The following is a 26,739-nucleotide window of genomic DNA, read 5'->3' on the forward strand; positions in this document are numbered from 1 at the left end:
TGCACGCTAACTTACTCTCCATTTTTGGAAACAATACCTAATTTACCAGGGTTTGAGCCTTAACTGAACCGTATTGAATTATAGATACTCGGTTAAAATCCGCTTGATTAGTTTGGAGACTCGATTAGTTTATCTATTGTACAATTCCCTATAGTTATGCAGCAAAACTATTAACAAATCTAACTGTAGGTCTGTCTAACCGAGTTGGCGCTCGAAAAGAACTTTCAGGTAGCGTAGTCTATACTAGAAAATCATCAATATTTTTTGAGTAGGTATTGACAGAAAATAAAATATGCGGTAATTTACGGTAAAATAGGTGTTTGTCACGCAAATGTAAATCAATATGTAGTTAGCTTGCTGATTTGTTAGTGAGGGCCTGGCTGAAAAAAAATTTGCGAGACAGAAGTTCATGGCTGTTGTTTTCCGCTAGAGAATTGCTAAAAGTTATCTATAACAGTATGGTTATGGTGAAGCTCAGTATTTATTGCTATGCGTGTAGTTGCTGAACTGGTAAGCCAGTCCACTCGGTCATACACTACAAAAAGATGGGTGCTAGGTGAAGTCAGAATGAAATTAGGAGACATAACAGAGCCAATGTTAAAGCTTCTTGAAGATGCTGGAGAAGCAGAGGCTTTGCTTAATAAGGAGCCGAATACGCAATTTTTTCGGCGTGCATACATCCGCAGCATTTTTGCTTCTATAGAAGGAATAATTTGGCTGATTAAGCAAACTTGCCTTAAAGCAAAATCACGTAATGGAGTTCTGCAAATGACTATTGCAGAATATGCCATGCTTGCCGATGAAAGTTATGGTCTAAAAGGTAATGGCGAAACATCTATCTATTCAAACAAAATTTCTGAGGCTTTCCGATAATCTTATTTTTACAGTGAAGGTTGTTAACCGTCTGTTGAAAATGCAGCTTGAACTTGGAATTGGAACAACTACATGGAAAAAATTTCAAACAGCTATTGCAATTCGGAACAGAATTACTCATCCTAAGAAGGTATCTGACATTGACATCTCAGATGATGAGATAGAAATTTGTAAGGAGGTTAGTGGTTGGTTCAATAATATTGTGGCTATATTTATTCAAAATTTAGTTAATCTATCAACTTCAGAAACCGGGGAAGTCAGAAACCGGGTTTCTCACCAAAATCTCGGTGAGAATGCTTAAATTATCGCAGAAACCTGGTTTCTTGGATTGGGGGTGATCGCGCCGCAGTCAGAAACCGGGTTTCTTCCTAAATCTTGGTGGGGATTCCAAGATTGTCGCAGAAACCCGGTTTCTTGGACTAGGCGCGGGGGTTCAGAAACCGGGTTTCTTCCTAAATCTCGGTGGTGATGCCAAGATTATCGCAGAAACCCGGTTTCTTAGACTAGCTGCCGCCAATTCGGGCCACATCGCGAGCATTTTCTTCAAACGCAGCCGTCAGCGCATCATCACCGCTTAAACCAGATGCGATCGCCCTTTCAATAGCCTGCAACACCCGCTTGTAATCCCTCGGCATCACCTTCACAAACACCGGCACCATCTCATCCCACGCAGCCAGAACCTTCGATGCTTTCGCACTTCCAGTCAAATCAACGTGAGTCTGAATTAACTGCCGCAAATCGCTAATTTCCTCAGCATCCTCCAATTTTTCCAAGTCCACCATCGACATATTGCAGCGAGTAGCAAAATCGCCCGCTTCATCCAAAATGTAAGCAACACCGCCACTCATACCCGCTGCAAAATTGCGCCCGGTTTCACCCAAAACTACAACTTTGCCGCCAGTCATGTACTCGCAACCGTGATCGCCCACACCTTCAACTACTGCATTCACGCCGGAGTTACGCACCCCAAAACGTTCGCCCGCCATCCCTCGGATGAAAACCTCGCCGGATGTCGCGCCGTAAAGCACTACGTTACCGACAATCACGTTTTCTTCTGCGACAAAGGTGGAAGCTGGCGACGGATACAAGATAATCTTGCCGCCGCTGAGCCCTTTGCCCAAATAGTCGTTAGCTTCGCCTTCGAGCTCCAGGGTGACACCCTTGGGCACAAAAGCCCCAAAGCTTTGCCCAGCGCTGCCTTGGAAGTGCAGGTGCACCGTGTCATCCGGCAAACCTTCCCAGTTGCGTTTGGTGATTTCGTTGCCCAGAATTGTGCCGACAACCCGGTTGATGTTGGTAATTGGCAGTTTGGCGTGTACCTTTTCACCGTTTTCGATCGCACCTTTGCACAAATCCAACAACACAGTCATATCCAGGGACTTTTCTAAACCGTGATCCTGCGCCATCTGACAATAGCGCCCGACATCCGCCCCAACCTCGGGCTGATAAAGGATTTTCGAGAAATCCAAACCCTTAGCCTTCCAGTGTTCCACAGCTTGCTGAGGTTCCAGAACATCTGTGCGGCCAACCATTTCATTCAGCGTGCGGAAGCCCAACTGCGCCATAATTTCCCGGACTTCCTGCGCGATGAAAGTCATAAAGTTTACCGTGTGCTCTGGGTCGCCGGTAAAGTTTTTCCGCAGCAGCGGGTCTTGCGTTGCCACACCCACCGGGCAAGTGTTCAGGTGGCAAACGCGCATCATAATGCAGCCCAATGTCACCAGCGGCGCGGTAGCAAAACCGAATTCCTCAGCGCCAAGCAGTGCAGCAATTACTACATCGCGGCCAGTTTTCATTTGACCGTCAGTTTCCACGACAATCCGGCTGCGGAGATTGTTGAGTACCAAAGTTTGGTGAGTTTCCGCCAGTCCCAATTCCCAAGGTAAACCCGCGTGTTTGATCGAAGTCTGCGGCGACGCGCCCGTACCGCCGTCGTAGCCGGAAATCAACACGACATCGGCGTGGGCCTTAGCAACACCCGCCGCGATCGTCCCGACTCCAACTTCCGACACGAGTTTGACGCTGATCCGCGCTTCCCGGTTGGCATTTTTCAAGTCGTGAATCAATTCGGCCAAATCTTCGATCGAATAAATGTCGTGGTGAGGAGGAGGCGAAATCAAACCCACACCCGGAGTCGAGTTCCGCACCTTCGCAATCCACGGGTATACTTTTTTACCGGGCAACTGTCCGCCTTCACCGGGTTTCGCGCCTTGCGCCATCTTGATTTGCAGTTCCCGCGCTTGGGAAAGGTACAAGCTGGTAACGCCGAAACGCCCGGAAGCAACTTGTTTGATCGCGCTGTTTTTCGAGTCGCCGCGATCGTTCGTCCAAGTGTAGCGTTCCGGATCTTCGCCGCCTTCACCGGTGTTCGATTTGCCACCAATGCGGTTCATCGCTACTGCTAGCGATTCGTGGGCTTCCTTAGAAATCGAACCGTAACTCATCGCCCCAGTTTTAAAGCGTTTGAGAATAGATTCGATCGGCTCAACTTCCTCAATGGGTATCGATTCCCGCTGCTTGAATTGCAGCAAACCGCGCAGGGTAAAATGCTGCTGGTTTTGTTCGTTTACCAGCCCAGAATACTGTTTGAAAAGCGTATAACTGCCCTCGCGCACCGACTTTTGCAGCGCGTGAATTGTCTGCGGACTAAACAAATGCGCTTCGCCTTCTTTCCGCCACTGATATTCGCCGCCAACATCGAGAGTATGTCCGCTGGAAGGGCGATCGGGGAATGCGTGATTGTGGCGCAAAATGGCTTCTTGGGCGATGACTTCGAGGTCTACACCTTCAATCCGCGAGGCCGTCCAAGCAAAGTATTTATCGACTACAGATTTGTTTAAGCCGATCGCCTCAAAAATCTGCGCGCCGCGATAGCTTTGAATTGTGGAAATCCCAATTTTCGAGGCAACTTTCGTCACGCCTTTAGTTGCGGCTTTGATGTAGTTTTTGCAAGCTGTTTTGTACTCGACATTTAGCAGCAATCCTTCGCGGATCGAATCGGCGATCGTCTCAAAGGCCAAATACGGATTAATCGCGCCGCAACCATATCCAATAAGTGTCGCAAAGTGATGCACTTCCCTCGGTTCGCCGGATTCGAGCACGAGTCCTGCCCGCGTGCGCGTACCTTTACGGATCAAGTGGTGGTGCAGGCCCGCAACTGCCAGCAGCGCCGGAATTGGGGCTTTGTCTGGACTGATACCCCGATCGCTCAAAAGGATGATATTCACCCCTGAAGCGATCGCGCTGTCTGCTGCTGCAAAAACCTCTTCTAACGCCTGTTCTAGACCTTTTACACCGCTTTTGGGGTCAAACAAAATCGGCACGGTGAGTGACTTGAAATTGCCCTCATTTACGTGTTGGAGCTTAGCTAATTCTTCATTGCTGAGAATTGGCGTTTTAAGTTCAATCAAATGACAGCTTTCCGGTTCCGGTTTGAGCAAATTGCGTTCAGCGCCGATCGTAGTTTCGGCAGAAGTTACAATTTCTTCGCGGATAGAATCGATCGGCGGATTGGTAACTTGAGCAAACAACTGCTGGAAGTATTCGTAAAGCAGTTTTGGGCGGTTGGAAAGCACCGCCAGCGGCGTATCCGCACCCATCGCGCCGACAGCTTCCACGCCATCTTTCGCCATCGGCGCTAACAGCAACCGCAGTTCTTCAAAGGTGTAGCCAAAGGCCATTTGCCGCTGCAATAATGTTTCGGGATGAGATTCTGCTACTGCCGGCGCATCTTTGAGTTTGGCGATTTCGACCATGTGCTGGTCGATCCACTCGCGGTACGGGTGTTCTGTGGCGATTTTGGTTTTAATTTCCTCATCAGAGACGATGCGGCCTTCCTCGGTATTTACCAGAAACATCCGCCCCGGTTGCAAGCGGCCGTTGGATGCAATTCGTTCTGGGGCGATCGGCAAAACTCCCGCTTCCGATGCCATAATTACCAAGTCATCTTTGGTGACGCAGTAGCGGGAAGGGCGCAAACCGTTGCGATCGAGCACGGCCCCGATCGAAGTACCATCGGTAAAGGCGATCGAAGCTGGGCCGTCCCAAGGTTCCATCAAGCAAGAATGGTATTCGTAGAAAGCTTTTTTCTCGTCACTCATCGACTCGTGGGCTGTCCAAGGTTCCGGAATCATCATCATTACAGCGTGCGGCAAAGAACGCCCAGCCAAAGTCAGCAATTCCAAAGCATTGTCAAAAATCGTCGAGTCGCTGCCTTCGATATTGATTAAATTGGGGATTTTCTTTAAGTCATCGCCGAATAGTTCCGACTCGAACAGCGATTGCCGCGCGTGCATCCAGTTAATGTTGCCGCGCATCGTGTTAATTTCGCCGTTGTGAGCGATGTAGCGGTAAGGGTGCGATCGTTCCCAACTCGGAAAAGTATTCGTGCTGAAGCGCGAGTGAACCAGGGCTAGAGCGCTTTCCATGTCGGGGTCGTGCAGTTCGGGATAGTAATCTCCCACTTGCACCGGCATTAACATACCCTTGTAGACGATCGTCCGGCAGGAGAGTGTGGAATTATACCAGTATGGGTCTGTGTTAGTCCTGCGGATGGCATTGTGAGCCCGTTTGCGGATGACGTACAGTTTCCGCTCGAAAGCCGCCTCATCGATACCTGCGGCGCGCCGGAGGAACACTTGCTGCATGAAGGGTTCGCTAGATTTGGCGGTGTCGCCGAGGGACGAGTTGTCGGTGGGCACATCGCGCCAGCCCAGCACTTCCTGGCCTTCTTCTGCCGCGATTTCCTCAAAAATGCGTTTGGCGTTTTCGCGTTCAGTTTGATTGGGCGACGAGTAAATCGCGCCAACGCCGTACTCGCCGGCTTCGGGAAGTTCGATGTTTAGGGCCGCAGTTACTTTCTTCAGAAACTTGTGGGGTACTTGCATCAAAATCCCCGCCCCGTCTCCGGTGTTGGGTTCGCAGCCGCACGCGCCCCGGTGGTCGAGGTTCAAGAGGATTGTCAGTGCCTGCTCGACAATTTCGTGGGATTTGTTACCCTTCATGTGTACGATGAATCCGACTCCGCAAGCGTCGTGCTCGAACTGCGGATCGTACAGACCTTGCTTTTGTGGCAGTCCGTTGCTGTTCATTTTGATGCTCCTGTCAAAGTGGCGAAAAGATGTTGATCTAGAGTAGAGGATGGGATGCCGATCGCTCTAGTATCATGTATTATATGTGGATCTACTCAATTGGGTAGATGTACCCAAAAATCAAAGCTTATTCGATCAAGCGTAAAAAAATAGTTAAAGCCGATAACTTAACTAGGGAACCCGGAGGTTAAAGATTTATGCTTAAAGACTCTTCGATTATGTGAATTATTAAACCGCAGAGGCCGCAGAGAGCGCAGAAGAAGAGAAGAGAGATGAGTAATTCCGATACCAACTCACATCTTGCACCTTGTTAATAAGCTTTTCAAGGGCGGGGTTTCCGGCCCAGCCCACAAAATTTACTCTCTGTGGAACAGGCCGGAAAGCCTGTTCTTGAGAAATGAGTTTATAGCATTGTTAATGCGACTGTATCCTCAGCGTCTGGGTGACATTCTCCAGCAGCATTTGGCCTTCTCTACAGTAATGAGTATTTCTGAAAAATTGCAAAAAGTCGATCAACTCAAAGCATGGTTAGATAGCTTTCGGCCGCTTTCTCCCACCCTGGTTGCAGAATTGAAAAAACTCTACGACATTTGCTTCACTTATCACTGCTTCACAGAACTTAGCCAAACTTATTCAAGTCTAACTATTCAACCAGGTTTCATCCCAGAGGGTCTCTAACCAGATGCTAGAAGTTTTGCAACAGCAGTCTCAAGAGCTGGATTAGGATTCACCTTTAATCAATATTCAAGAACCAGCGCCCTTTCTATGAAGATTTGATGTAGATTGGGGCGATCAAGCAAATATCAGGTGACAACAGCTATGTTGGTTTTGCTATGGTTGTTAAGGCAAGTCGATCGGGCTGAGCACAACTCTTGCAAAACTCTACAGTCGGCTAACCAGTCCCCGCAGGTGGGCTTCGGTTTTAACTATAGATTAGTTAATCTCAAAAAACAACGTCGTTTACCAAAGGATTCCGCAAGCAATCCTCAAGGAGTGAAAATCATGGTTCAGATTCAAGAAATTTCTCAAGTATCTACCCTGCACGCACCTGCAGCACCCAACGGAATAGCCGCTACAGAATTGCGGCCTTGGGGCTCCTTTACGACTCTAGAAGAAGGCCCAGGATATAAAATTAAGCGGATCGAAGTTAAGTCGGGACACCGCCTCAGCCTGCAAATGCACCACCACCGCAGCGAACACTGGATTGTGGTTTCTGGTACTGCAAAAGTTACTTGTGGCGAAACTGAACAAGTTCTGTTTACAAATCAGTCTACCTACGTTCCTCAGTGCACTTCTCACCGCCTGGAAAATCCGGGAGTTATCCCCCTGGTTTTAATTGAGGTGCAGAATGGCGAATATCTCGGAGAAGATGATATTATCCGCTTTCAAGACGATTATGCTCGTAATGAAAAGGCTAAGTAACTCAAGTTGCTAAAAATATAGGGGTAAGGTGCGCGGTTCGGCGCACTTTACATTCTCCGGGTAAGTTACACGCCTAGGCACATTCTACATTTTCAAAACTCAACATTACTTCCCAATTACCAATTACCAATTACTCATAATGATTCATCTGAGCAAAACAGCAGCAACAGAAGTAACGCGCCTCAAGTCGAAGCATCCGAACCCCAATGCTTTATTTCGTCTGGGCGTGGAATCGAGCGGCTGCTCCGGTTTGTCTTATACAATGGCATTTGACGATGCGCCCGCCCCAGAAGACGCTGTATGCGAGTCGGAGGGAATTGAAGTTGCGATCGACCCCCAGCACTTAAAATATCTCAATGAGCTCACCTTGGATTATTCAGAAGACTTGATGGGCGGAGGTTTCCGATTTCACAATCCCAATGCCGCCCAAAGCTGTAGCTGCGGCAACTCCTTTTCGGCTAAGGAATAATCTATAGGATGACACTCAAAGACTTATAAAAAGTCCAAAAAACCTTCAAATAAGCCGATCGAGACTACCAATCTCGACGCCTGTTCAGGATTAGGAATTGACGGTAATATCGAACTCATAACTCCAAATACTTACCCCATTAGGACTAAAGCCAACTGTCACAAATAGAGTTTGAAATTTAGGTATGTAGTTGCGCTTCAGCGCTCTTAACTTAGAGAAGAGCGCTAAAGCGCAACTACATACCTTTGTTTAATGTGCCAGTTGCGTAAGTCCTATATACCTCAGTTCCTAGAAAACCATTATGGTAAGGTGCGTGCGTCGCCCGAAACACTCTGCAAGTGTCATCGAACATCTAACAGTTCCGCACCTACAAATCAGCACCACATAATATATCCTTGATGAGGACAATTAGGTGTATCTCACCTCCGTGAGAAGCGCTATAGATGGTTAGTAAAATCTGCTTTTACGATCGCAATTATACTATCACGAATCAACCAGAAATGACATACAAGCTCGATCGACTATCAACACAATCAAGCTGGCGTACCGAGAATAGTCCACTGCATTAACTGCTGCCACTCTGCAGATTGAGCTAATAAATCTGCATCGAATTCATTTCCCGCATCCTGCGAAAACTCGGCGAAAGCTTCCGCCCAATTAATTACTGTTTCCACAGGCAAATAAGGCGTATAATTCCAAGAACGCTGCAAAAACTCTACCATCTCAACAGAATGACCGGTGCGGTACAAATACCAAGCAATCCAAACTAAGGTACTGTACTTGATTTGCTTTTCCAACAAACGTATTTTATCGGGCAATTCGGGGCGGGCAAAAAAATTGTCCATGACTGCGGCGAGGGATTTAGCCTGCGGTAAGCCTTTGTACATGGCGCTTTGCTCGTGCTGGCGGTAGCAAACAGTTACTTGCTGCAACCACTCTGCTTCGCATCCCATTAAGGCTAAACGCAGCACTAAATCTGTATCTTCCGCCGGTGGAAATCGAGGATCAAATCCGCCGGCGCGCTCTAACCACTGACGGCGAAATACCATCGCGCTGGGTAATACTGGTTTCCACCGCAGCCACATTTCTAAGTCTAATTTAGGGACATTTTGCCAGAGTTTGACATCTTTTAACGGTTCGCCTATACTATTAACTAGACGCCAGCCGCTGTGGACTATTCCTAGATGTGGTTTCGCTGCAAATACAGCCATTTGTGCTGCTAATTTGTCGAGTAAAAAGTAGTCGTCAGCATCGAGAAAAGCGATAAATTCTCCTCGCGATAGCTCGATGCCGTGATTTCGGGCAATCGAAACTCCTTGATTTTGTTGGTAAATGTAGCGAATTCGATCGCCATATTTCTCTAAAACTAACTTGGTATCGTCTCGGGAGCCGTCGTCTACGACAATAATATCCCAGTTAGTATAGGTTTGGTGCAGAACGCTATCTACGGCTTGGCCGACGTAAGCAGCACAGTTGTAAGCCGGAATTACTACGCTCACCTGCGGGGTGCGATCGCTCATAATTAATATCAAGTTTTATGGATTATACCATTTTAGATTTTAGATTTTAGATTTTAGATTTTAGATTTTAGATTTTAGATTTTAGATTAAAAAACTGGAAATAACTGATGAGCCTCTGGCTGGAAACTTGCCTACAGTTGCATTATTTTTGTTAACAGGTTGGAACAGATATTAGAATCAATACCCGCTGAGCAGGTTTAGGGAAATCTTGGCTTTAAAATCAAGCAAAACCATGCAACCGCCCCTACAAGATTTATTGGTAAAATTCGGTGGCGTCTTTATTTTACAATACTTATCGGGTGCCCCGGAGGCTCACGCGCCCGATAAGTGACGCTTGATCCGCATAATTTGGGTTCAAGAATTTGCCAGGGTAAGTTGTCGTGAATGGAGTATATCTTGGGGGCGAATTGCTGAAGGGTGGCCATCGCCTTTTACCTTCAAATACTTGTCAACTATTTGCAAAACCTGTTCGGGATTGGCTGGCTTCCTCAAAAAATCGGAAGCACCTGTCAATTTCGCTCGCGTGCGGTCAATTATACTGTCTTGACTGGTCAAAAACACAATCGGAGTTTCGCGAAAAGCAGGTGTTTTTCGCAAAAAATTGCACAAAGCAAAGCCACTTGTCTTCGGCATCACCACGTCCATAAAAATTAAAGCAGGCTTTTGTTTGGCGAGGAGGCCCACTCCCTGCATGGGGTCTTGAATTTTTAGGACTCGATACCCCTCCGGCAATAAAATTTGTTCTAAAAATTCGCAAACTGTCGGACTGTCATCGATACAGGCAATCAAAGGGCGACCCGCCCCGGCCATCGCTGCGGCAAGGCGCCACTGTTCTATAGGCGACGGTAAGTCTGGTACTGTTCGGAAATTTACTAAACCCTGTTTGATGTAATTAACTAAAGCGCGAGTTGCCACTGTCACGCACTGCTTTTTCTTAAATGCAATATCCCAAAGAGTATTCTCGCCGTTGAATACGTTACCCAAAGCGATCAAAGAATTAGAGCTAAATCGATTTTGCTGCAACTGGGCTGATGCTTTTAAAAGTGGTGCTTGTTCTGGATCTACCAGCCACAAACCCATTGCTTTCCACTTCTGCCAAATTTCTTCTGTACAACACAGAATTTTCTCTACTTCTGTTAAAGACAGCAGCAAAGAAGAGGTAATTGTAGAAAAATATTTCTGGGACGGACGCCACTCCCGGCGCAAACCCGATTGACCGATCACAGCAAATAACACTTCGGAAAGGCTGGTGTGGACTATCGCCCTAGCTTGTTCCAGGCTCATTTCGCTGGCTGCTATCCCTCGCTGAAGCAGTTGATATTCCCACAGTTCTCCAGCATCGAGGTCTCTGAGATCCACTTGAAAGTTTCGACAGTGTTGCCCAATCGCCCTGTACCAGCGTCTCGCTCTGTGCGCTCCTCCCGTGGCATACACCAAACTACCCTGAAAAAAGTAAAGTTGCCACTGTTGTTCCCCTTGCTCTAACACCAGTTTCCCTGTTGCTTGTTTCTGGCTGAGTACAGCCAGAGTATGGGACAACATTTTGTATCCGATTGCGGTAGCAGACATATCAACTCGCATCCCCTGTACTCTGTTTGTACCATTATATAGCTGCTGAGTTTTGAAAGATAACAGTAATATTACTGAAGTTGGGTTAAGAAACACCACTACTTGTGCGAATTTAACCCTCTTAGGGAGTGATTCCCCTCGGTAGTTTTAGCCAGGAGGATGCAACGCCTATTTGCACTATTAAGTAATAACTAAAATCCGGCTTCTAACTAATAACTAATTCCCCTCGCTATCTTTAGGAGGTACTGGATCGAAACCCCCTGGATGAAAAGGATGACAGCGCAAAATTCGCTTAACCGCCATCGAGCTGCCACGGGCCGGCCCAAATCTTTCTATTGCTTCGATCGCGTATTGCGAACAAGTTGGCTGAAATCTACAGGCGTTAGGCAGGTAAGGAGAAATCCCCATTTTGTAGCCTCGGATTAATCCAATAAGCAATATTTTCACAATTTTTACCTCAGCGATTGATTAGATTAATAAGCCAATCTCGTCCCATACCGCTGTAAGCTAGGTGAATCGAGAGCATTCCCAGCGGTTAGAGTTCCGCCAACTTTTCCCGTACCAATTATACCTATTTTCATTTTTATTTTAGATAGTTAAAGCACAATTTGAGGAGATAATATGGTACTTGTCTCTGAGTTCGCTACTTGACCGATACCTAAAAAATTACCGTCTCGATCGTAAACCTGCAACGGATAGGGAGGTTGGGGTATTGGGTTGTCGCGGGGATTGTTCCTACTGTCCTCCTCTCCCCCTATGGGTGTTTCGGGAATCGGGAGGCGCTGTCCTTGAAACCAGCGTTTGGTATATTCAGGGGAAAGGACGATCGCGCCTAAATGTCCCAAAACCGCCGATGGCAAAATCGGGCAGAATTTATTCTCCTGCAATTGCAATTCCAATTGTTCAAAACTGAGACTTTGGTCGATCGAAAAACCGCTACTTTGGGTGCGAGTCAAACAAGCCAAAGTACCGCCTGTATTCAACACCGCACCCAAATCCCGCGCGATCGCCCGAATGTAAGTACCCGCCCCGCAGGCGATCGACAAATCCAATTCAGGAAAATCCCCCGGCCGCCAATCTAAGATTTCCAGCCGAAAAACCTCAACATTTCTAGCAGCAACTTCCACAGTTTCGCCTTTTCTAGCTAACTCATAAAGGCGTTTTCCTCCCACCTGCACCGCACTAAAACTCGGCGGAAATTGCTCGATTTTTCCTAGGAATTTTGGCAGTGCAGCTTGCACTTTTTCCAAACTCAACTCTGGCACCGGTCGAGAATGGATAATTTCTCCTTCTAAATCGTCAGTAGCAGTAGTTAAGCCAAACCGAATCGTGCCTCGGTAAGCTTTATTGTGTTGGAGATATTGTAGCAGTCTGGTTGCTTTGCCCAGGGCGATCGGTAAAACACCAGTCACAGCAGGATCGAGGGTTCCTCCGTGTCCGACTCGCTTGAGTTTCAATAGCCGGCGCACTCGCCCCACGCAGTCGTGAGATGTCATGCCCGTAGGTTTGTTGAGATTGAGAAAACCGTCAGTAGTCATTAGGAAGTTCGGCAACGAGCAATGTACGGGATGTAACGGATATAACGGATGTCAGGAAGAGGGAAGAAGGAAGCCGGAAAAAAGAAAATGAAAAGTTCTGAGATTGCTTTCCTTCGCATCGCGAAAGCTAACGTTATTCGCAACGGGAAAGCGGTTTTGAGTTAAAAAGTTCAACATTCAAAACTTAAAACTACAAAGTATCCGCCAACCCAATTCCCAATTCCCTATTACCCATTAAAGAATAAAGTCTGCCTGACTGATAGAAGCGCGGGCAACTCCGAATAAAGTAGCGAGAGTTTCCTTGGTGTTTGTAAGCTGAATAATTGTACTCGGGGAAGTTCCGGCCCCAGCGGAAATGGTGAGTTCGCCAAAGGTGAGGCCGGCAGTCAAGCGAATTTGATCCGTACCATCAGTAAAATCTGTAATCACATCCCCGTCTGCCAAACGCCCGATCGCAAAAGTATCGTTTCCGGCGCCGCCAGTTAAAGTATCTAGGCCGCGATCGCCCGATAAACAGTCATTGCCGATGCCACCAAACAGCGAGTCATCGCCGGCACCCCCAAAAAGCGAGTCATCGCCCGCGCCTCCCAACAAAGTATCGGTGTCTTGGTTGCCAAACAGCAAATCATTACCCTCGTCGCCCAGCATTGAGTCAGAACCTTTGCCGCCGTAGAAAGTATCGCCGCCGGCGCCGCCCAAAACGCTGTCGCGGCCGGCACCGCCGAAGAGCAAATCATTGCCAACGTCGCCCAGCAGTGAGTCATCGCCGTCGCCGCCGTAGAGGGAATCGTCTGCGCCTAAGCCCAAAATGCTGTCAGGGCCACCCAAACCAAATATCAAGTTACCGCCCGCAGTACCTCTGAGGGAGTCGGGGCCGCTGGTGCCGCGAGTGCCGCCAGGTGCCCCTCCGGGACTGGTACCGCCGCCGGTGGGGGTTGGGGTGGTGACGGGAATTGGTCGAATTGGCACTGATGATGGCATGATTCTGAAGATGGGTATAAATTTGCCATTCTAACTTAGCCTAAAACCGGAAGTTATAAGCTCGCCAACCGCCCAGCTCAGAAATATCGATCGCACCCGCCACAGCATAAGGTTCGCACAAAAAGCCCTGCACCGTCGATCCATCCTCCAACACCAGCGTACCAATTCCCAAAGGCGGGGGAATTTTAGCGACAAATCCGCCGAAAGCCGCGATCGACAACTCCCAAACTTCCACCTCGATCGCGCTACCGCCCTCTATCTGACGCACCAATCCCGGCTTGCCCAGAGCTGTACCCGTCAAAGCGTACAGCTTGTAAATCGGGCTGGTACGGCAGGCGCGAACCAAAATTCCTCCCCCCTCGATTAGTTGATAATTCAGCGGCTCACCGCTCAAATGAGCGCCAACCACGGCTATTTTGACTCGTTCTTCAGAGGCAGGTTTGGCTGCGATGGCGGGTTCCGGGAGGGTTGGCAGCGGCAGGCCGGTTGCGCCCAAAGTTCCCCCCAAGCGATCGTGGAAAGCAGAGCCCAGGCTGCAGAGCGATAAATCGTGCCACGCAGGAGCCATCAGTGTCAATCCTGCGGGCAATCCGCTGCTTTGAAACCCGCTGGGAACTGCGATCGCGCACAAATCGAGCAAATTCGTAAAGTTCGTGTAGCGCCCGAGATTGGTGTTGAGCGCGATCGGCTCGGCTGCAACTTCTGCGACTGTATAAATCGTGCCTGTCGTCGGCACCGCCAACACATCCATTGACTGCCACTGAATTTCTGCCATCTGGCGGAGTTCGGCCAACCGGTACGACGCGCGGTAGGCAGAGACGGCATCGTAGCGTTTGCCGCCGCTGATAATTTCGTAGACAATCGGATCGATATCCTCTGGGTGCGCGTCGAGGAAATCGCCGATCGCGGCCAACCTTTCTGCTACCCAAGGCCCGCCGTAGAGCAGTTCGGCAGCATCCGCAAAGGGTTTGAAGTCAATAGGTGCGATCGTGCAGCCCAATGATTGCAAGCGCGCGATCGCCTCTCGGTAGCGCTGTTCGGCTTCTGCATTCCCGAAAAATTCGAGTTCGCCGTCGCCGGGAACTCCCACCCGCAAGCTGGATAAATCTGGCAAAACTTTGGTTTCAGGGCGACGAGAAAACGCATCCTCAGCGTCAAAACCGCTGGCTACTTGCAGTACGGAGGCCGCATCTGCACAGGTGAGAGCGAACACAGAAACGCAATCGAGCGATCGCACCGCCGGTAGCAGGCCGCGAGTGCCGATCGAGCCGCAACTTGGCTTCAGCCCGACAATGTTGGTAAAAGCAGCGGGAACCCGCCCCGAACCTGCGGTATCGGTACCCAGAGCAAAACTCACCAATCCGGCCGAGACTGCTGCTGCGGAACCGGAACTCGATCCGCCCGGGATGTAGCGAGAATCGAAGGGATTGCGACAAACTCCATAAGGCGTGCGGGTTCCGACTAATCCTGTGGCAAACTGATCCATGTTAGTTTTGCCGATCGCGATCGCACCTGCCGCGCACAGGCGCTCTACGACTGCGGACGATCGCACTGGAGTGCGAGCAAACTGCGGACATCCCGCCGTAGTCGGAACGCCCGCCCAATCGAGATTATCTTTGATCGCAAAAGGTATTCCGTAGAGCGGCAATTGTTGGGGGTCTAGGTTTTCCAGAGCTTTGGCGCGTTCGAGGGTTTCCGCCTGCGGTGCTAAATAAATCCATACCGCCGGATCTGCATAGCGTTCGATCCGATCGTACACGCTCGCGATTACATCTGCAGGCGCGATCGAGCCGGTGCGGTAGCAATCGAGCAGCGAATGAATGTCGAGACTGTTGCTGTAGTTAAATTTTTCCATAATGCACCGTCAGTCGATTTTAGATTTTAGATTTTAGATTTTAGATTGAACAATTGAGTTTACAGGCTTTGCTGGGCGATCGTTATTACTCACCGAAGAGTACCATTCTCAAGAACAGGCTTTCCGGCCTGTTCCACAAAGAGTTTATTTCTTTCTTCTTGTGGGGTGGGCATCCTGCCCGCCCATAAAAGGCTTGTTGAGAATGGTGGAACATCTCAGTTATTAAAAATAGAAGGTTAGTTTACCGCATTGTCGATCGTACTTGTATCTAGTCTAGGGGTCGAAGTATTCCTCAATAAATATTCAACCCTGACCTTGCGGGTTTCGTCTTTTTGTGCAGGTAAACTTCGCGATTTCCAATCGCCCCATCTCACCGCCCGGTTTAATCTTCCAAAAATTTTAATTTTATAAATTCCAGAAAAACAGTTTTTTGTAACATCTTACACATTTTCGCATCAAGTTTGCTGTTACCGTTTGAAACGTAGCAATCTAGTAAGATTGCAAACTACAGTATGCTTACCTTTCAAAAAGCTAAGTGCATTGCTGTTACGGACAGTCTTGAATAACTCCTTGGGTTGCAAACAGGACTTATACAGACAAAAACCGAAAAATTTAACCGCTTCTAGGGTTCCGATTTGAATTAGTTTCTAACTCAGCTTAGAAAATTCAAGTGCTGGTCCGAGAGAAGCAGACTGGTTGCCCCAATATTTTCTTAATTTGAGGGAAACACTAGCCAGTTACACGGCGGGATAAAAGCCCGGGAGAAACGCGATCGGTCATCAAGACTCGGTTCGTTAGCTCTCGGGCTTTATCCTTGTATATCAGGGGGGTTTGCGGAAGCTAAGGAAGCCAAAGAAGGTGCAAAAGCTCGATCGACATATTCACCTCTAACCAGCAACCAGAATATGCTATGAATATCCGATATTGCTCCCCAAAAATAACGCGATCGCCCTTATCCTACTGCGCCCTATTTTTCATCACTTTGTTTTTCGCTGTCGGCTGCGTCAACCCGGCAATTTATATCAAAACCACGACAGAAACCGAAGCAGCTTCTTCAGTAAGTGCTAACGCAGTTCGCCTCGGATTCAGCGCCTGGCCCGGCTGGTTTCCTTGGCAAATTGCCAAAGAACAAAAAATATTTGAAGCCAACAATGTTCCTGTAGACTTAAAATGGTTTGACGGCTACCTAGAATCGATCAGCACCCTCACAGCAGGACAGATAGATGCTAACAGCCAAACCCTCGGCGATACAGTAAACTCAATATCGGGCGGCGCCGATCAAGTAATTGTTTTAGTCAACGACAACTCGACGGGAAATGACAAAGTAATTGTCGCCGAAGGCATCAATTCCGTTGCCGACTTGAAAGGAAAGAAAGTTGCAGCAGAGGAAGGTACAGTCGATCACTTTCTATTACTGTTAGGGCTGAGAAAAGCAGGTTTATCAGTGCAGGACATTCAATTTGTACCCCTGGAAACAGGCAAAGCTGCGGCGGCTTTCGTCGGAGGGCAAGTCGATGCAGTGGCAGTATTTGCGCCGTTTACCACCCAGGCATTAAAACGCTCGAACAGCAAGGAACTGTTTAGTTCAAAAGATTTTCCCGGGGCAATTTCCGACCATTTGGTATTCACCCGCAAGTTTATCAACGAACACCCAGATCGAGTGCAAGCCCTGGTCAATTCATGGTTCGCAACATTGGAATACATGAAAGCAAATAAAGAGAAATCTTACGAAATTCTAGCAAACCGCGCCGGAGTCAGCGTTGAGGAATACAAAGAATATGAAAATGGCACTAAGATATTTACGATAGAGGAAAACTTGAAAGCCTTTCAACCGGGAAACGACATGACATCATTACAGTTTGCTGCGGCCGAAATGACTAAATTTCTCGTAGATGTAAATTTAGCAAAAACCCAACCCGATATCAGCACATTATTTGACGATCGCTTTATAAAAGCTTATTCCGAAGGTAAAAGCTAAAAGGCATAATTTACGATTGTGCAGACACAAAAAACCTAAAAAAAAATACTTTTTATAATCCCCAAAATCTACTTCCATTACTCGCTCAACTGTTCTGCAATTAAATCATGCCACCAAATCCCGAGCGCCGATCGATCCAATCCCACCTCAAGCAAAAAAGCCTAAATCCCACCGTTTTCTGGCGGATTGCGGAAGAGATACCACAACCCCTCAATATTGGGTTAACGGTAACATCGATCGCACTGCCGCTGCTGCTGTGGTGGCTAGTAACAACCTTCGCCGATGTAGACCCGAAATTTTTGCCTTCCCCCGGCAAAGTTTTAGAGGCATTTGGTCGGCTGTGGAACACTCGCGAACTTTTGAAAGACACGGTAGCGAGTTTGTGGCGGGTGGGAGTGGGCTTTCTGTTCGCCTTGGTTTTTTCCATACCAATTGGCGTGCTGATGGGCAGTTTTCCCAGTATTCGCGCCTTGCTGGAACCCATGTTCGGCTTGATGCGATATATGCCCGCACCAGCATTCATTCCCTTGCTAATTCTCTACTTGGGAATCGGCGAAGAACCCAAAATTACCCTGATTTTCATCGGCGTCTTTTTCTTCAATTCGCTGATGGTGATGGATACAGTCAAGTTTGTGCCAAAAGACTTGATCGAATCTACTTATATGTTGGGCGGCAATCGCTGGGAAATCCTCACTCAAGTTATTTTTCCCCACGTTTTGCCGGGAATTCTTGATGCTAGCCGCATCAACCTAGCTGCGGCTTGGCAATTGGTAATCGTCTCGGAATTGATTGCTGCAACCGAAGGATTAGGCCGCCGGATCAGCGTCGCAGGTCGATTTCTCCGAACCGATGAAATATTTGTGGGGCTGATTGTCATTGGGGCGATCGGACTGGCTTTTGACTTGCTTTTTCAATATCTGCTGCGGGTTTCTTGTAAATGGTCAAGTCAGAAACAGTAAGCAGATGTTAAAAGGCAGAATGGTGTCATTTTTTTTACTTACAATACAGAGGATAAAGTCATGTTTCTACAAATCAACAACCTGCACAAAAATTTTGAAACTAAAAACGGTAAATTAGTTGTCCTCAAGGACATCAATATGAGCATCAAGCAAGGCGAATTTATCTGCGCGGTAGGCGCATCCGGTTCGGGCAAATCTACTCTGTTGAGGCAGATTGCGGGATTGGACAAGCCGACAAAAGGGGAAGTGAAAATTGACGGCAAGGAAGTTGTTGCGCCTGGGCCGGATCGAGGTATGGTATTTCAGCATTACACTCTTTATCCTTGGATGAACGTGCAGGAAAATGCCGAGTTTGGCCTCAAACTTCAAGGCGTGTCCAAGAAAAAGCGGCGCGAACAAGCGAGCTATTATTTGAATGTGGTAGGATTGACGCAGTTTGCTTCGTCGCTGCCGAAGGAATTGTCGGGCGGGATGAAACAGCGGGTGGCGATCGCCCGCGCCCTCGCTTCTGAACCTAAAGTGTTATTAATGGATGAACCTTTCGGCGCCTTGGATATCCACACTAAAGAATCGATGCACGAATTTATGCTCGATTTGTGGCGCCGCACTCAGATTACAATCTTTATGATTACCCACGATGTCGAAGAAGCGGTGTTTCTTTCCAATCGGATTTATGCTTTGGGCGCTCGTCCCGGTACAGTGAGAAAGGAAATGTCGATTAATTTGCCCGATCGCACTCCCAGCGTTAAACGCCACGCCAAATTCCACGATTACCGCGACGAACTCATGGATTTGATGCGGAAACACGGACAGGAAGCAGTTGCAATGGCTGCTTAAATAGAAATAGGTTTGTAGTTGCACTTTTTGGGCGGGCAGGATGCCCACCCCACAAGAAAACTCACTCTTTGTGGGACGGGCATCTTGCCCGTTCTTGAGAATGGTGCAAGATGTAAACGGACAGGAAGCAGTTGCAATGGCTGCTTAAATAGAAATAGGTTTGGAGTTGCACTTTTTGCACCTGCGCCAACAGTACAACGGCCAACCTAAGTAAGTGGAAACTTAACATCTTGCACCCTTGTCAATTACCTATTTAGGAACGGGCAAGATGCCCGTTCCACAAAACTCAATTTTATTGTGGAACGGGCATCTTGCCCGTTCTTGAGAATGGTGCAAGATATCAGTGGAGATAAATATTACTTTGGGAGAGGGTGAGTTTTGCCACTACAAAATACTATTGTTTTGTTTCGCTGACCCCCCCAAATACATCAAGAGGAACTTATGGTGCAACTATCATCGATCGACACAAACTCAGAAATTGATTCTGACCTCGTATTAATGCAAGAAACCGTACCGGGCGGCGCGTACTGGTCGGGGGTCATCAAGCGGGGAAACACCCTGCGAATCACCGATTTAGAAGGCTCTCGCGGCGTTTCCATGCTGTGCTACAACGCCGACAATGCGATCGAACGTTTCAACGCAGCAGACACCGCCAAAATTCAATTCAACGCCTTTCTCAAACAAGGCATGGTGATCTACACAGACATGGGACGCATCCTATTTTCTATCACCCAAGACACCTCCGGCTGTCACGATTTGCTAGGAGGATGCAGCAACGCCGTTAGCAATGCCAAAAAATACGGCGAAGGAGACTGGAAAAACTCCCGCGACAACTTCCTCAAAGCCTTAACTCGGTGGGGATTGGGCAAAAAAGATATCATGCCCAACCTTAACTTATTTACTCGCATTGCCGTCAAACCAGACGGCACGATGGAGTTTCGCGAAGGCTGCGAAAAACCGGGTAGTTTTATGGATTTGCGAGCCGAAATGAACGTATTGACCGTTATATCTAACTGCCCCCACATCCTGCATCCGGCTTCAATTTACGATCCAAAACCCATCCAAATTCAGATTGTGAAAACCCCCGCACCCGCACCAGACGACTTGTGCCGCACCGCCAACCCGGAAGCCGTGCGCGGCTTCATCAACACCGATGCTTTGTTCGTGCAATAAACCCCCGATTACACAATTCAATCTTGTCCGCACCAATCTGCGGTGAAAACTTCTGTACTTCCATCACAAAAAGTGAACCATGACTGCAACTACCCAACAACTTCTCGATCCAAAAACTGCAATTTATAACGAAGTTTTACCCGCCAGACATCCCTGGGCTCGCGTCATCAAAAAAGGACAGATTCTCCGCATTGTAGATTTAGGCGGAAATCAAGCAGTAGATTTTTTAGTTTACAATGCCGATGACCCTTCCGAACGCTACAGCGCCCCCGATACGATCGTCAATCAAGGCAACATCTTTGTCACTACAAACAGCCAACTCATTTCCAACGAAGGGCGAGCCATGATGACCATAATTGCTGACTCCTGCGGGCGGCACGATACCTCCGGCGGTGCCTGTAGCTGCGAAAGCAATTCGGTGCGGTTTGGACTAGATAAAAAATACCAGCACGCCTGTGTTGAAAATTTCCTCGCCGCAATTCTTCCCTACGGTTTGGGCAAGCGAGATTTAGTCAGCAATATCAACTTCTTTATGAATGTTCCCGTTAGCGAAGATGGCACGCTTGAAATTGTTGACGGCATCTCCGATCCGGGAAGTACAGTTGATTTGCGAGCCGAAATGAACGCGCTGGTTGCTATTTCTAACTGCCCGCAAATGAACAATCCTTGCAATGCTTACAATCCTACGCCGATTCAGTTGATTGTTTGGGATGCGGTATAGGTTGTAGCTGCATATCCACCAGAAACCGCCAGGGGTTTAAACCCCTGGCTAATAGCGAAAGTCCTCTAAAGAGGACTGAAGAATCGATTGCCCATTAGCAATTATCAATTATCAATTATCAATTAGCAATTACCTAAATGTTTAACAAAGTTTTGATTGCAAATCGCGGTGAAATTGCCTGCCGAATTATCCGCACGCTCGATCGCCTCGGAATTGCTTCAGTAGCAGTATATTCTGAAGCCGACGCCCGCGCCAAGCACGTTTTCGCCGCCAGCGAAGCCGTTTGTATCGGTGCAGCCGCCGCAGCCGAGAGTTATTTGCGGTTCGATCGCATTCTCGAAGTGGCGCGCCAAACAAAAGCTCAAGCTATTCATCCGGGTTACGGCTTTTTGAGCGAAAATGCTGAATTTGCCGAAGCTTGTGCAAGCGAAAATATTGCATTTATCGGCCCGACTCCGAGTCAGTTGCGCTGCTTTGGATTGAAGCACACCGCGCGGGAAATAGCCGCTGCAAATCAAGTGCCGCTAACTCCCGGAAGCGAACTTTTAGCAAGTTTGGAGGATGCCCAAAAAGCGGCTGGGGCGATCGGCTATCCGGTGATGCTCAAAAGTACCGCAGGCGGCGGCGGCATCGGTTTGCAGGCTTGTTTTGGCGATCGAGATTTGGCAGAAGCATTTGAAAAAGTACAGCGTTTGAGTCAAAGCAATTTTAAACAAAGCGGCGTTTTTTTAGAAAAATATATTCAAACAGCCAGACACATTGAAGTCCAAATTTTTGGAGATGGCAAAGGCAATGTCATAGCCTTGGGCGAGCGAGATTGTTCGGTGCAGCGGCGCAATCAAAAAGTAATTGAAGAAACCCCCGCCCCTGCTATTAGCGACGAACAGCGAAATCAGTTGTACGGTGCAGCAGTGCGGTTGGGAAAAGCGGTAAATTACCAGTCAGCCGGTACTGTTGAATTTGTATTTGATGTCGATGCGAAACAGTTTTATTTTTTGGAAGTCAACACGCGTTTGCAAGTTGAACACGGCGTTACTGAAGCTGTCAACAACATCGACCTCGTTGAGTGGATGGTAAAACAGGCTTCGGGAGATTTGTTTTCCCTGGAAGAATACCGCTATCGGTCGCAAGGACACTCAATTGAGGTGCGAATTTATGCGGAAGATGCCGGCAAGAATTTTCAGCCGAGTTCCGGGTTGCTGAATCAAGTTGCGTTTCCCGAAAACGTCCGCTGCGACAGTTGGATAGAAACCGGAACGGAGGTTACTCCTTTTTACGATCCGCTGCTAGCCAAAGTAATCGTTTGCGGGGATAATCGAACCCAGGCGATCGTAAAACTAAAAGCTGCTTTAGATGCCAGTGAAATAGCGGGAATTGAAACTAATTTAGATTACCTCCGCCAGATTTTGGACGATTCCCGATTCAGCCGGGGCGAACTGAGCACGCGCTTTTTAAACTCTTTTGAATACGCACCTTTAACGATCGATGTATTGGATGGGGGAACCTACAGCAGCATTCAAGATTATCCGGGGCGGATTGGCTATTGGGATGTTGGCGTGCCGCCTTCTGGGCCGATGGATCATCTGGCATTTCGATCGGCAAATCGTTTAGTAGGAAATCCCGAATCGACAGCAGGATTGGAATTCACAGCGACAGGCCCAACTCTGCGCTTTAATGCCGATACAGTTATTAGTTTGACTGGGGCAATTATGAAGGGAACGCTAAACGGCGAACCGGTGCCGTTTTGGACGGCTGTTCCCGTCAAAGCTGGCAGCATTCTTAAGTTAAAAGGCATTCAAGGCGGCGGCTACCGCACTTATTTAGCCGTAAAGCACGGCTTTAATGTCCCCGATTATTTGGGCAGCAAATCAACTTTTGTACTGGGCAAATTTGGCGGACACGCGGGCCGCACGCTGCGTCCGGGAGATGTGCTTAAACTGCTTCAAACTGCAACTATGGAAGCGGAATTATCTTTGCCTCCGGAACTAATTCCCACCTACAGCAATAATTGGGAAATCGGCGTTTTGTACGGGCCTCACGGCGCGCCGGATTTCTTTACTGAGTCAGACATCGAAATGTTTTTCTCCACAGAATGGCAGGTGCATTACAACTCGACCCGGACGGGCATTCGGCTGATCGGCCCGAAGCCCACCTGGGCGCGTCAAGACGGCGGGGAAGCGGGTTTGCACCCGTCTAACATTCACGATAATGCTTACGCGATCGGCACGATCGATTTTACGGGCGATATGCCTGTCATTCTCGGTCTTGACGGCCCGAGTTTGGGAGGTTTTGTCTGTCCTGCTACTATTGTGCAGTCGGAATTGTGGAAAATCGGGCAACTGAAACCGGGGGACAGCATTCGCTTTCACTGTTTGAGTTTTGCTGAAGCTTTGCAGCGGGAATTAGCACAAGATAAGCAAATTGCTACTTTTTGTTTGCCTGTTTTTGGGGAAAATGCGGAGGAATTGCCCGCAGTTTCCGCTTCTCCAATTTTGCACGAAATTCTCGAATCTCCGGGACAGGTTGCTGTTACTTACCGTCAAGCTGGGGATAAATATATTCTAGTTGAATACGGCCCGTTGGTGCTGGATTTAAATTTGCGTTTTCGGGCGCACGCATTGATGGAACAGTTGAAAGCAAATCCGTTGCCTGGTGTTATCGAATTAGTGCCGGGAATGCGATCGCTCCAAATTCATTTTGACAGCCGCCAGATTTCGCAACAGCAGCTAATGCAGGCGCTGATTGCGGCTGAGGCGGAACTTCCGGCGATCGAGGATTTGGAAGTGCCGGCGCGAATTGTGCACTTGCCTTTATCTTGGGAAGATGAATCGACGCTGTTGGCCATTGAAAAATATATGCAGTCTGTGCGATCGGATGCACCTTGGTGTCCCAGCAATATTGAGTTTATTCGCCGCATAAACGGGCTTGACAGCATCGAACAAGTCAGAGAAATTGTATTTAATGCTAGCTATTTAGTGATGGGTTTGGGAGACGTTTATTTAGGCGCGCCCGTCGCAACTCCCCTCGATCCGCGCCACCGTTTGGTTACTACTAAATACAATCCCGCCCGCACTTGGACTCCTGAAAATGCAGTTGGTATTGGCGGCGCGTATTTGTGCGTTTACGGGATGGAAGGGCCCGGAGGTTATCAATTTGTCGGCCGCACGGTGCAAATGTGGAATCGGTTCAAACAAACGGCGGATTTCCAGTCTGGTAAACCTTGGCTTTTGCGCTTTTTTGACCAAATCCGATTTTATCCGGTTTCCCATGAGGAATTGCACCGCTGTCGGGAAGCATTTATCGAAGGGAAGTTTAAATTAAAGGTTGAGGAAATCACTTTTAATTTGAGAGAATACAATGAGTTTTTGCATTCTATTGCTAACAGTGCGGCTGAGTTTAAAGCGCAGCAGCAAGCCGCATTTAATGCAGAGCGAGATCGCTGGGCTGCATCCGGGGAATTTGAAGCTGAAGTGGCAGCAGAATCCTCGGCGGATGTGGGTTCTGAAACGGCGGCGGAGATTACTTTGCCGATCGGTTGTGAGGCAGTTGTCGCTCACGTTTCGGCCAATGTTTGGCAGGTGCTGGTTAATGTTGGAGATGCGGTTGCAGAGGGCGATCGCCTGTTAATTTTGGAAGCGATGAAAATGGAAATTGCTATTACTGCTGATGTGGCGGGCACTGTTGCCGAGTTGTTTTGTGAAAAGGGGCAAACGGTGACAGCCGGACAAATTTTAGCGGCTGTTCAACCGAATTAATCCCTCTTTTGTCACTTCGGGGACAGTAGAAGCTGTTGCATAATTGCGGGATGATTTTGATTGTTTTGTGGGATGGGATATCCTAGTCAGGCTAATGTCTTTTCACCTGAGATGTTGCACCATTGTCAAGAACAGGCAAGATGCCTGTTCCACAAGAGATAAATTTTATTGTGGAACAGGCATCTTGCCTGTTCATAAAAAGCTTATTGACAATGGTGCAAGATGTCTTTTCACTGAAGGCGGGACACGCCACAAGAATCATCCTCTAATTGTGTAATTCCCGCTCATTTAATCAAGGTTTAGCAGCAGTTACCCCTCCAAAAGGGTGGGGATACATTAATCAAGCAGGCTAGTGGAAAAGCGCCCCCCAATTTTCGGCTGCTGCCAGTTTTTCAGAAGGCTTAGCCGCTGTCAAGCGCGATGGCAAATCTGGCTTTATCAATCAAACTGGAAAGCTAGTCATTTAGCAGTTTCGATGCTCTGTTTAGGCTTTAAATTTGTTTAAGTCCCGTTAACTTAACTCCAGCAGCCCAGAATTGACCGGCCAACCATCCTGAAATACCAGTAATTCTCCCGGCTGAATTTGCGTCCAAACTTCGTTATCTGTCAGCGGAAAAGTTGCAATAACAGCCACGCGATCGTCCTCGTTGGTCAACTCCCGAAAATCGACAGTTACATCTTCGTCGATCGAGTGAGCGCTAGCAAAAGGCGCTTGTCGCACAATATAATGTAGATTAGTAGAACAGTGGGTGAATAAGTGTTCTCCATCGGAAAGTAAATAATTAAAAATTCCGTGTTGTGCCAAACTTTTAGTAATTTCCTCCAGTACCGGGTAAATTTCCGCTAAAGCAGGCTTACTTTGAGGAAAACTAGAGCGCAACTTTTCTAATATCAAACAGAATGCTTTTTCGCTGTCTGTTTTGCCAACAGGTTTGTAAACTCCGACACATTCTGGATAAAAGTTTTCGAGATTTCCGTTGTGAGCAAATACCCAATAACGTCCCCAAAGTTCCCGAATAAAAGGGTGGCAGTTTTCCAGAGCAATTGCGCCTTGCGTAGCTTTGCGGATGTGAGCAATGACGTTAGTTGAATGAATGGGATAGCGACGCACTACTTCTGCAACCGGAGAAGCAATCGCAGGTTTAGAGTCTATAAAAAGGCGACATCCCAAACCTTCAAAGAAAGCAATTCCCCAACCGTCTTGATGAACGTCCGTTTTGCCCCCCCTTGCAGAAAAACCCTCAAAAGAAAAGCAAATATCTGTCGGAACATTGCAGTTCATTCCCAGTAATTGGCACATAGCTTTTAAGTCTCTGGAGTGTGGATCGATCGCGCAGCTATTGGCAGCTACAGATTTGCGGTGATAATATTATAGTATTAACGGGTTAAATACACTTAATATTGGGCTTAACCAACCTTAATAATACTGAAGTTAAAAAGTTGGCAAGCTAAAACAATCGATTGTGTATCTGTCGGAACGATGTTACACGCTCACTCGCTCCGAACTTTTTACGTGCATACAGCGAGGCTAAAGTATTAGCGTCATGGAAAAAATGATATAATTTTTATTGTTTTGTGACCTTGTGTGAAGGGAAATAATAACCGTCCGCAAATTCCAAAAATCAAAAAATATTAATTTACTCAAGCTTTCAAAGAACACTAAGTTATCTGTATATATAGTTTTATAGTTGTTAAAATAATTAAGTGATCACAAAAACCACAAAAATAAATTTTTATCGATTATAGGCCAGTCTCAATTATTAGTGTTACTACTTTTTGGGGTTGAGATCGATAGGTTTTGATTAAACTCAAAGACAATAGCAGAGGAAGATATGAGGTAAAAATATCACATATTTTTGACTCTTCATTCATTACAAAATCTGTTAAAAAAAACGGGAACCGGATAGTCAATCAGGCGTCACATAGGGGAAGAAACCGAGGACGGCACTTTGACTTGTTCGTCGGTTTTGGGAGAAGGAATGCAATTTACGATCGCCCT

19 protein-coding genes, 1 pseudogene and 1 riboswitch are annotated in these 26,739 nt (G+C 47.7%); of the genes and pseudogenes, 12 read left to right on the forward strand and 8 right to left on the reverse strand.

Features of this window, described 5'->3' with window-relative positions; all coding sequences use genetic code 11:
• Positions 1–567: 567 nt before the first annotated feature.
• Both QUA57_RS12140 and QUA57_RS12145 read left to right on the forward strand, forming a co-directional pair.
• Complete coding sequence (locus tag QUA57_RS12140) at positions 568–873, forward strand: hypothetical protein (protein WP_333060997.1); 306 nt, start codon at positions 568–570, stop codon at positions 871–873.
• A gap of 13 nt (positions 874–886) precedes the next feature.
• The gene (locus QUA57_RS12145; RefSeq protein ID WP_333060998.1) at positions 887–1,174 is read left to right on the forward strand and encodes a hypothetical protein; all 288 of its coding nucleotides are present in this window, start codon (positions 887–889) and stop codon (positions 1,172–1,174) included.
• Positions 1,175–1,376: 202 nt separating this feature from the next.
• On the opposite strand, the gene gltB is transcribed toward QUA57_RS12145, so the two are convergent.
• Complete coding sequence (gltB, locus tag QUA57_RS12150) at positions 1,377–5,963, reverse strand: glutamate synthase large subunit (RefSeq protein WP_333060999.1); 4,587 nt, start codon at positions 5,961–5,963, stop codon at positions 1,377–1,379.
• Between the two features lie 417 nt (positions 5,964–6,380).
• Between gltB and QUA57_RS12155 the strand changes: the two genes are divergently transcribed.
• The 3 genes from QUA57_RS12155 to QUA57_RS12165 all read left to right on the forward strand — a co-directional run bounded on the left by QUA57_RS12155 (position 6,381) and on the right by QUA57_RS12165 (position 7,854).
• The gene (locus QUA57_RS12155) at positions 6,381–6,641 is read left to right on the forward strand and encodes a hypothetical protein (protein ID WP_333061002.1); all 261 of its coding nucleotides are present in this window, start codon (positions 6,381–6,383) and stop codon (positions 6,639–6,641) included.
• A 324-nt stretch (positions 6,642–6,965) separates the two neighbouring features.
• The gene (locus tag QUA57_RS12160) at positions 6,966–7,385 is read left to right on the forward strand and encodes a phosphomannose isomerase type II C-terminal cupin domain (protein WP_190693399.1); all 420 of its coding nucleotides are present in this window, start codon (positions 6,966–6,968) and stop codon (positions 7,383–7,385) included.
• 139 nt (positions 7,386–7,524) lie between these two features.
• Positions 7,525–7,854 carry a HesB/IscA family protein gene (locus QUA57_RS12165; RefSeq protein WP_006630924.1) on the forward strand — a complete coding sequence of 110 codons (330 nt, stop codon included), beginning with the start codon at positions 7,525–7,527 and terminating at the stop codon, positions 7,852–7,854.
• 533 nt (positions 7,855–8,387) lie between these two features.
• Here QUA57_RS12165 and QUA57_RS12170 read toward each other — a convergent pair.
• From QUA57_RS12170 to atzF, 6 genes are all read right to left on the reverse strand, one after another.
• Entirely contained in the window at positions 8,388–9,374 is a 987-nt protein-coding gene (locus QUA57_RS12170) for a glycosyltransferase (protein ID WP_333061003.1), read from the reverse strand.
• 354 nt (positions 9,375–9,728) lie between these two features.
• Positions 9,729–10,943 (reverse strand): response regulator, encoded by a 1,215-nt coding sequence (locus tag QUA57_RS12175; protein WP_333041355.1) that lies wholly within the window; start codon positions 10,941–10,943, stop codon positions 9,729–9,731.
• A 216-nt stretch (positions 10,944–11,159) separates the two neighbouring features.
• Positions 11,160–11,390, reverse strand: a complete 231-nt coding sequence (gene yidD / locus QUA57_RS12180; protein WP_333041356.1) for a membrane protein insertion efficiency factor YidD — start codon at positions 11,388–11,390, stop codon at positions 11,160–11,162.
• 149 nt (positions 11,391–11,539) lie between these two features.
• Positions 11,540–12,481: a tRNA pseudouridine(55) synthase TruB gene (truB, locus tag QUA57_RS12185; RefSeq protein ID WP_333061004.1), complete on the reverse strand. Its 942-nt coding sequence runs from the start codon at positions 12,479–12,481 to the stop codon at positions 11,540–11,542.
• A 234-nt stretch (positions 12,482–12,715) separates the two neighbouring features.
• Entirely contained in the window at positions 12,716–13,462 is a 747-nt protein-coding gene (locus tag QUA57_RS12190) for a calcium-binding protein (RefSeq protein WP_333061005.1), read from the reverse strand.
• Positions 13,463–13,502: 40 nt separating this feature from the next.
• On the reverse strand, positions 13,503–15,317 hold the full coding sequence (atzF, locus tag QUA57_RS12195) for an allophanate hydrolase (RefSeq protein ID WP_333061007.1): 1,815 nt from the start codon (positions 15,315–15,317) through the stop codon (positions 13,503–13,505).
• A gap of 611 nt (positions 15,318–15,928) precedes the next feature.
• Positions 15,929–16,083: riboswitch (guanidine-I (ykkC/yxkD leader) on the forward strand.
• Positions 16,084–16,227: 144 nt separating this feature from the next.
• Between atzF and QUA57_RS12200 the strand changes: the two genes are divergently transcribed.
• The 7 genes and pseudogenes from QUA57_RS12200 to QUA57_RS28685 all read left to right on the forward strand — a co-directional run.
• Positions 16,228–17,295, forward strand: coding sequence for an ABC transporter substrate-binding protein (locus QUA57_RS12200; protein ID WP_333061009.1), 1,068 nt, complete (start codon positions 16,228–16,230; stop codon positions 17,293–17,295).
• A 107-nt stretch (positions 17,296–17,402) separates the two neighbouring features.
• On the forward strand, positions 17,403–18,254 hold the full coding sequence (locus tag QUA57_RS12205) for an ABC transporter permease (protein WP_333061011.1): 852 nt from the start codon (positions 17,403–17,405) through the stop codon (positions 18,252–18,254).
• Positions 18,255–18,314: 60 nt separating this feature from the next.
• Positions 18,315–19,091 (forward strand): ABC transporter ATP-binding protein, encoded by a 777-nt coding sequence (locus QUA57_RS12210; protein WP_333061014.1) that lies wholly within the window; start codon positions 18,315–18,317, stop codon positions 19,089–19,091.
• A 441-nt stretch (positions 19,092–19,532) separates the two neighbouring features.
• Positions 19,533–20,264, forward strand: coding sequence for an urea amidolyase associated protein UAAP1 (locus QUA57_RS12215; protein ID WP_333061016.1), 732 nt, complete (start codon positions 19,533–19,535; stop codon positions 20,262–20,264).
• A gap of 79 nt (positions 20,265–20,343) precedes the next feature.
• The gene (locus QUA57_RS12220; protein WP_333061019.1) at positions 20,344–20,985 is read left to right on the forward strand and encodes an urea amidolyase associated protein UAAP2; all 642 of its coding nucleotides are present in this window, start codon (positions 20,344–20,346) and stop codon (positions 20,983–20,985) included.
• 137 nt (positions 20,986–21,122) lie between these two features.
• Positions 21,123–24,740 carry an urea carboxylase gene (gene uca, locus QUA57_RS12225; RefSeq protein WP_333061021.1) on the forward strand — a complete coding sequence of 1,206 codons (3,618 nt, stop codon included), beginning with the start codon at positions 21,123–21,125 and terminating at the stop codon, positions 24,738–24,740.
• Between the two features lie 365 nt (positions 24,741–25,105).
• Positions 25,106–25,207 (forward strand): annotated as a pseudogene (locus QUA57_RS28685) (WG repeat-containing protein); the annotation flags it as partial.
• Positions 25,208–25,251: 44 nt separating this feature from the next.
• Here QUA57_RS28685 and QUA57_RS12230 read toward each other — a convergent pair.
• Entirely contained in the window at positions 25,252–26,040 is a 789-nt protein-coding gene (locus tag QUA57_RS12230; RefSeq protein WP_333061022.1) for a class II glutamine amidotransferase, read from the reverse strand.
• Between the last annotated feature and the right edge of the window lie 699 nt (positions 26,041–26,739).

Origin of the sequence: Microcoleus sp. Pol7_B2 (assembly GCF_036701035.1) — a bacterium.
Classification (GTDB): domain Bacteria; phylum Cyanobacteriota; class Cyanobacteriia; order Cyanobacteriales; family Microcoleaceae; genus Microcoleus.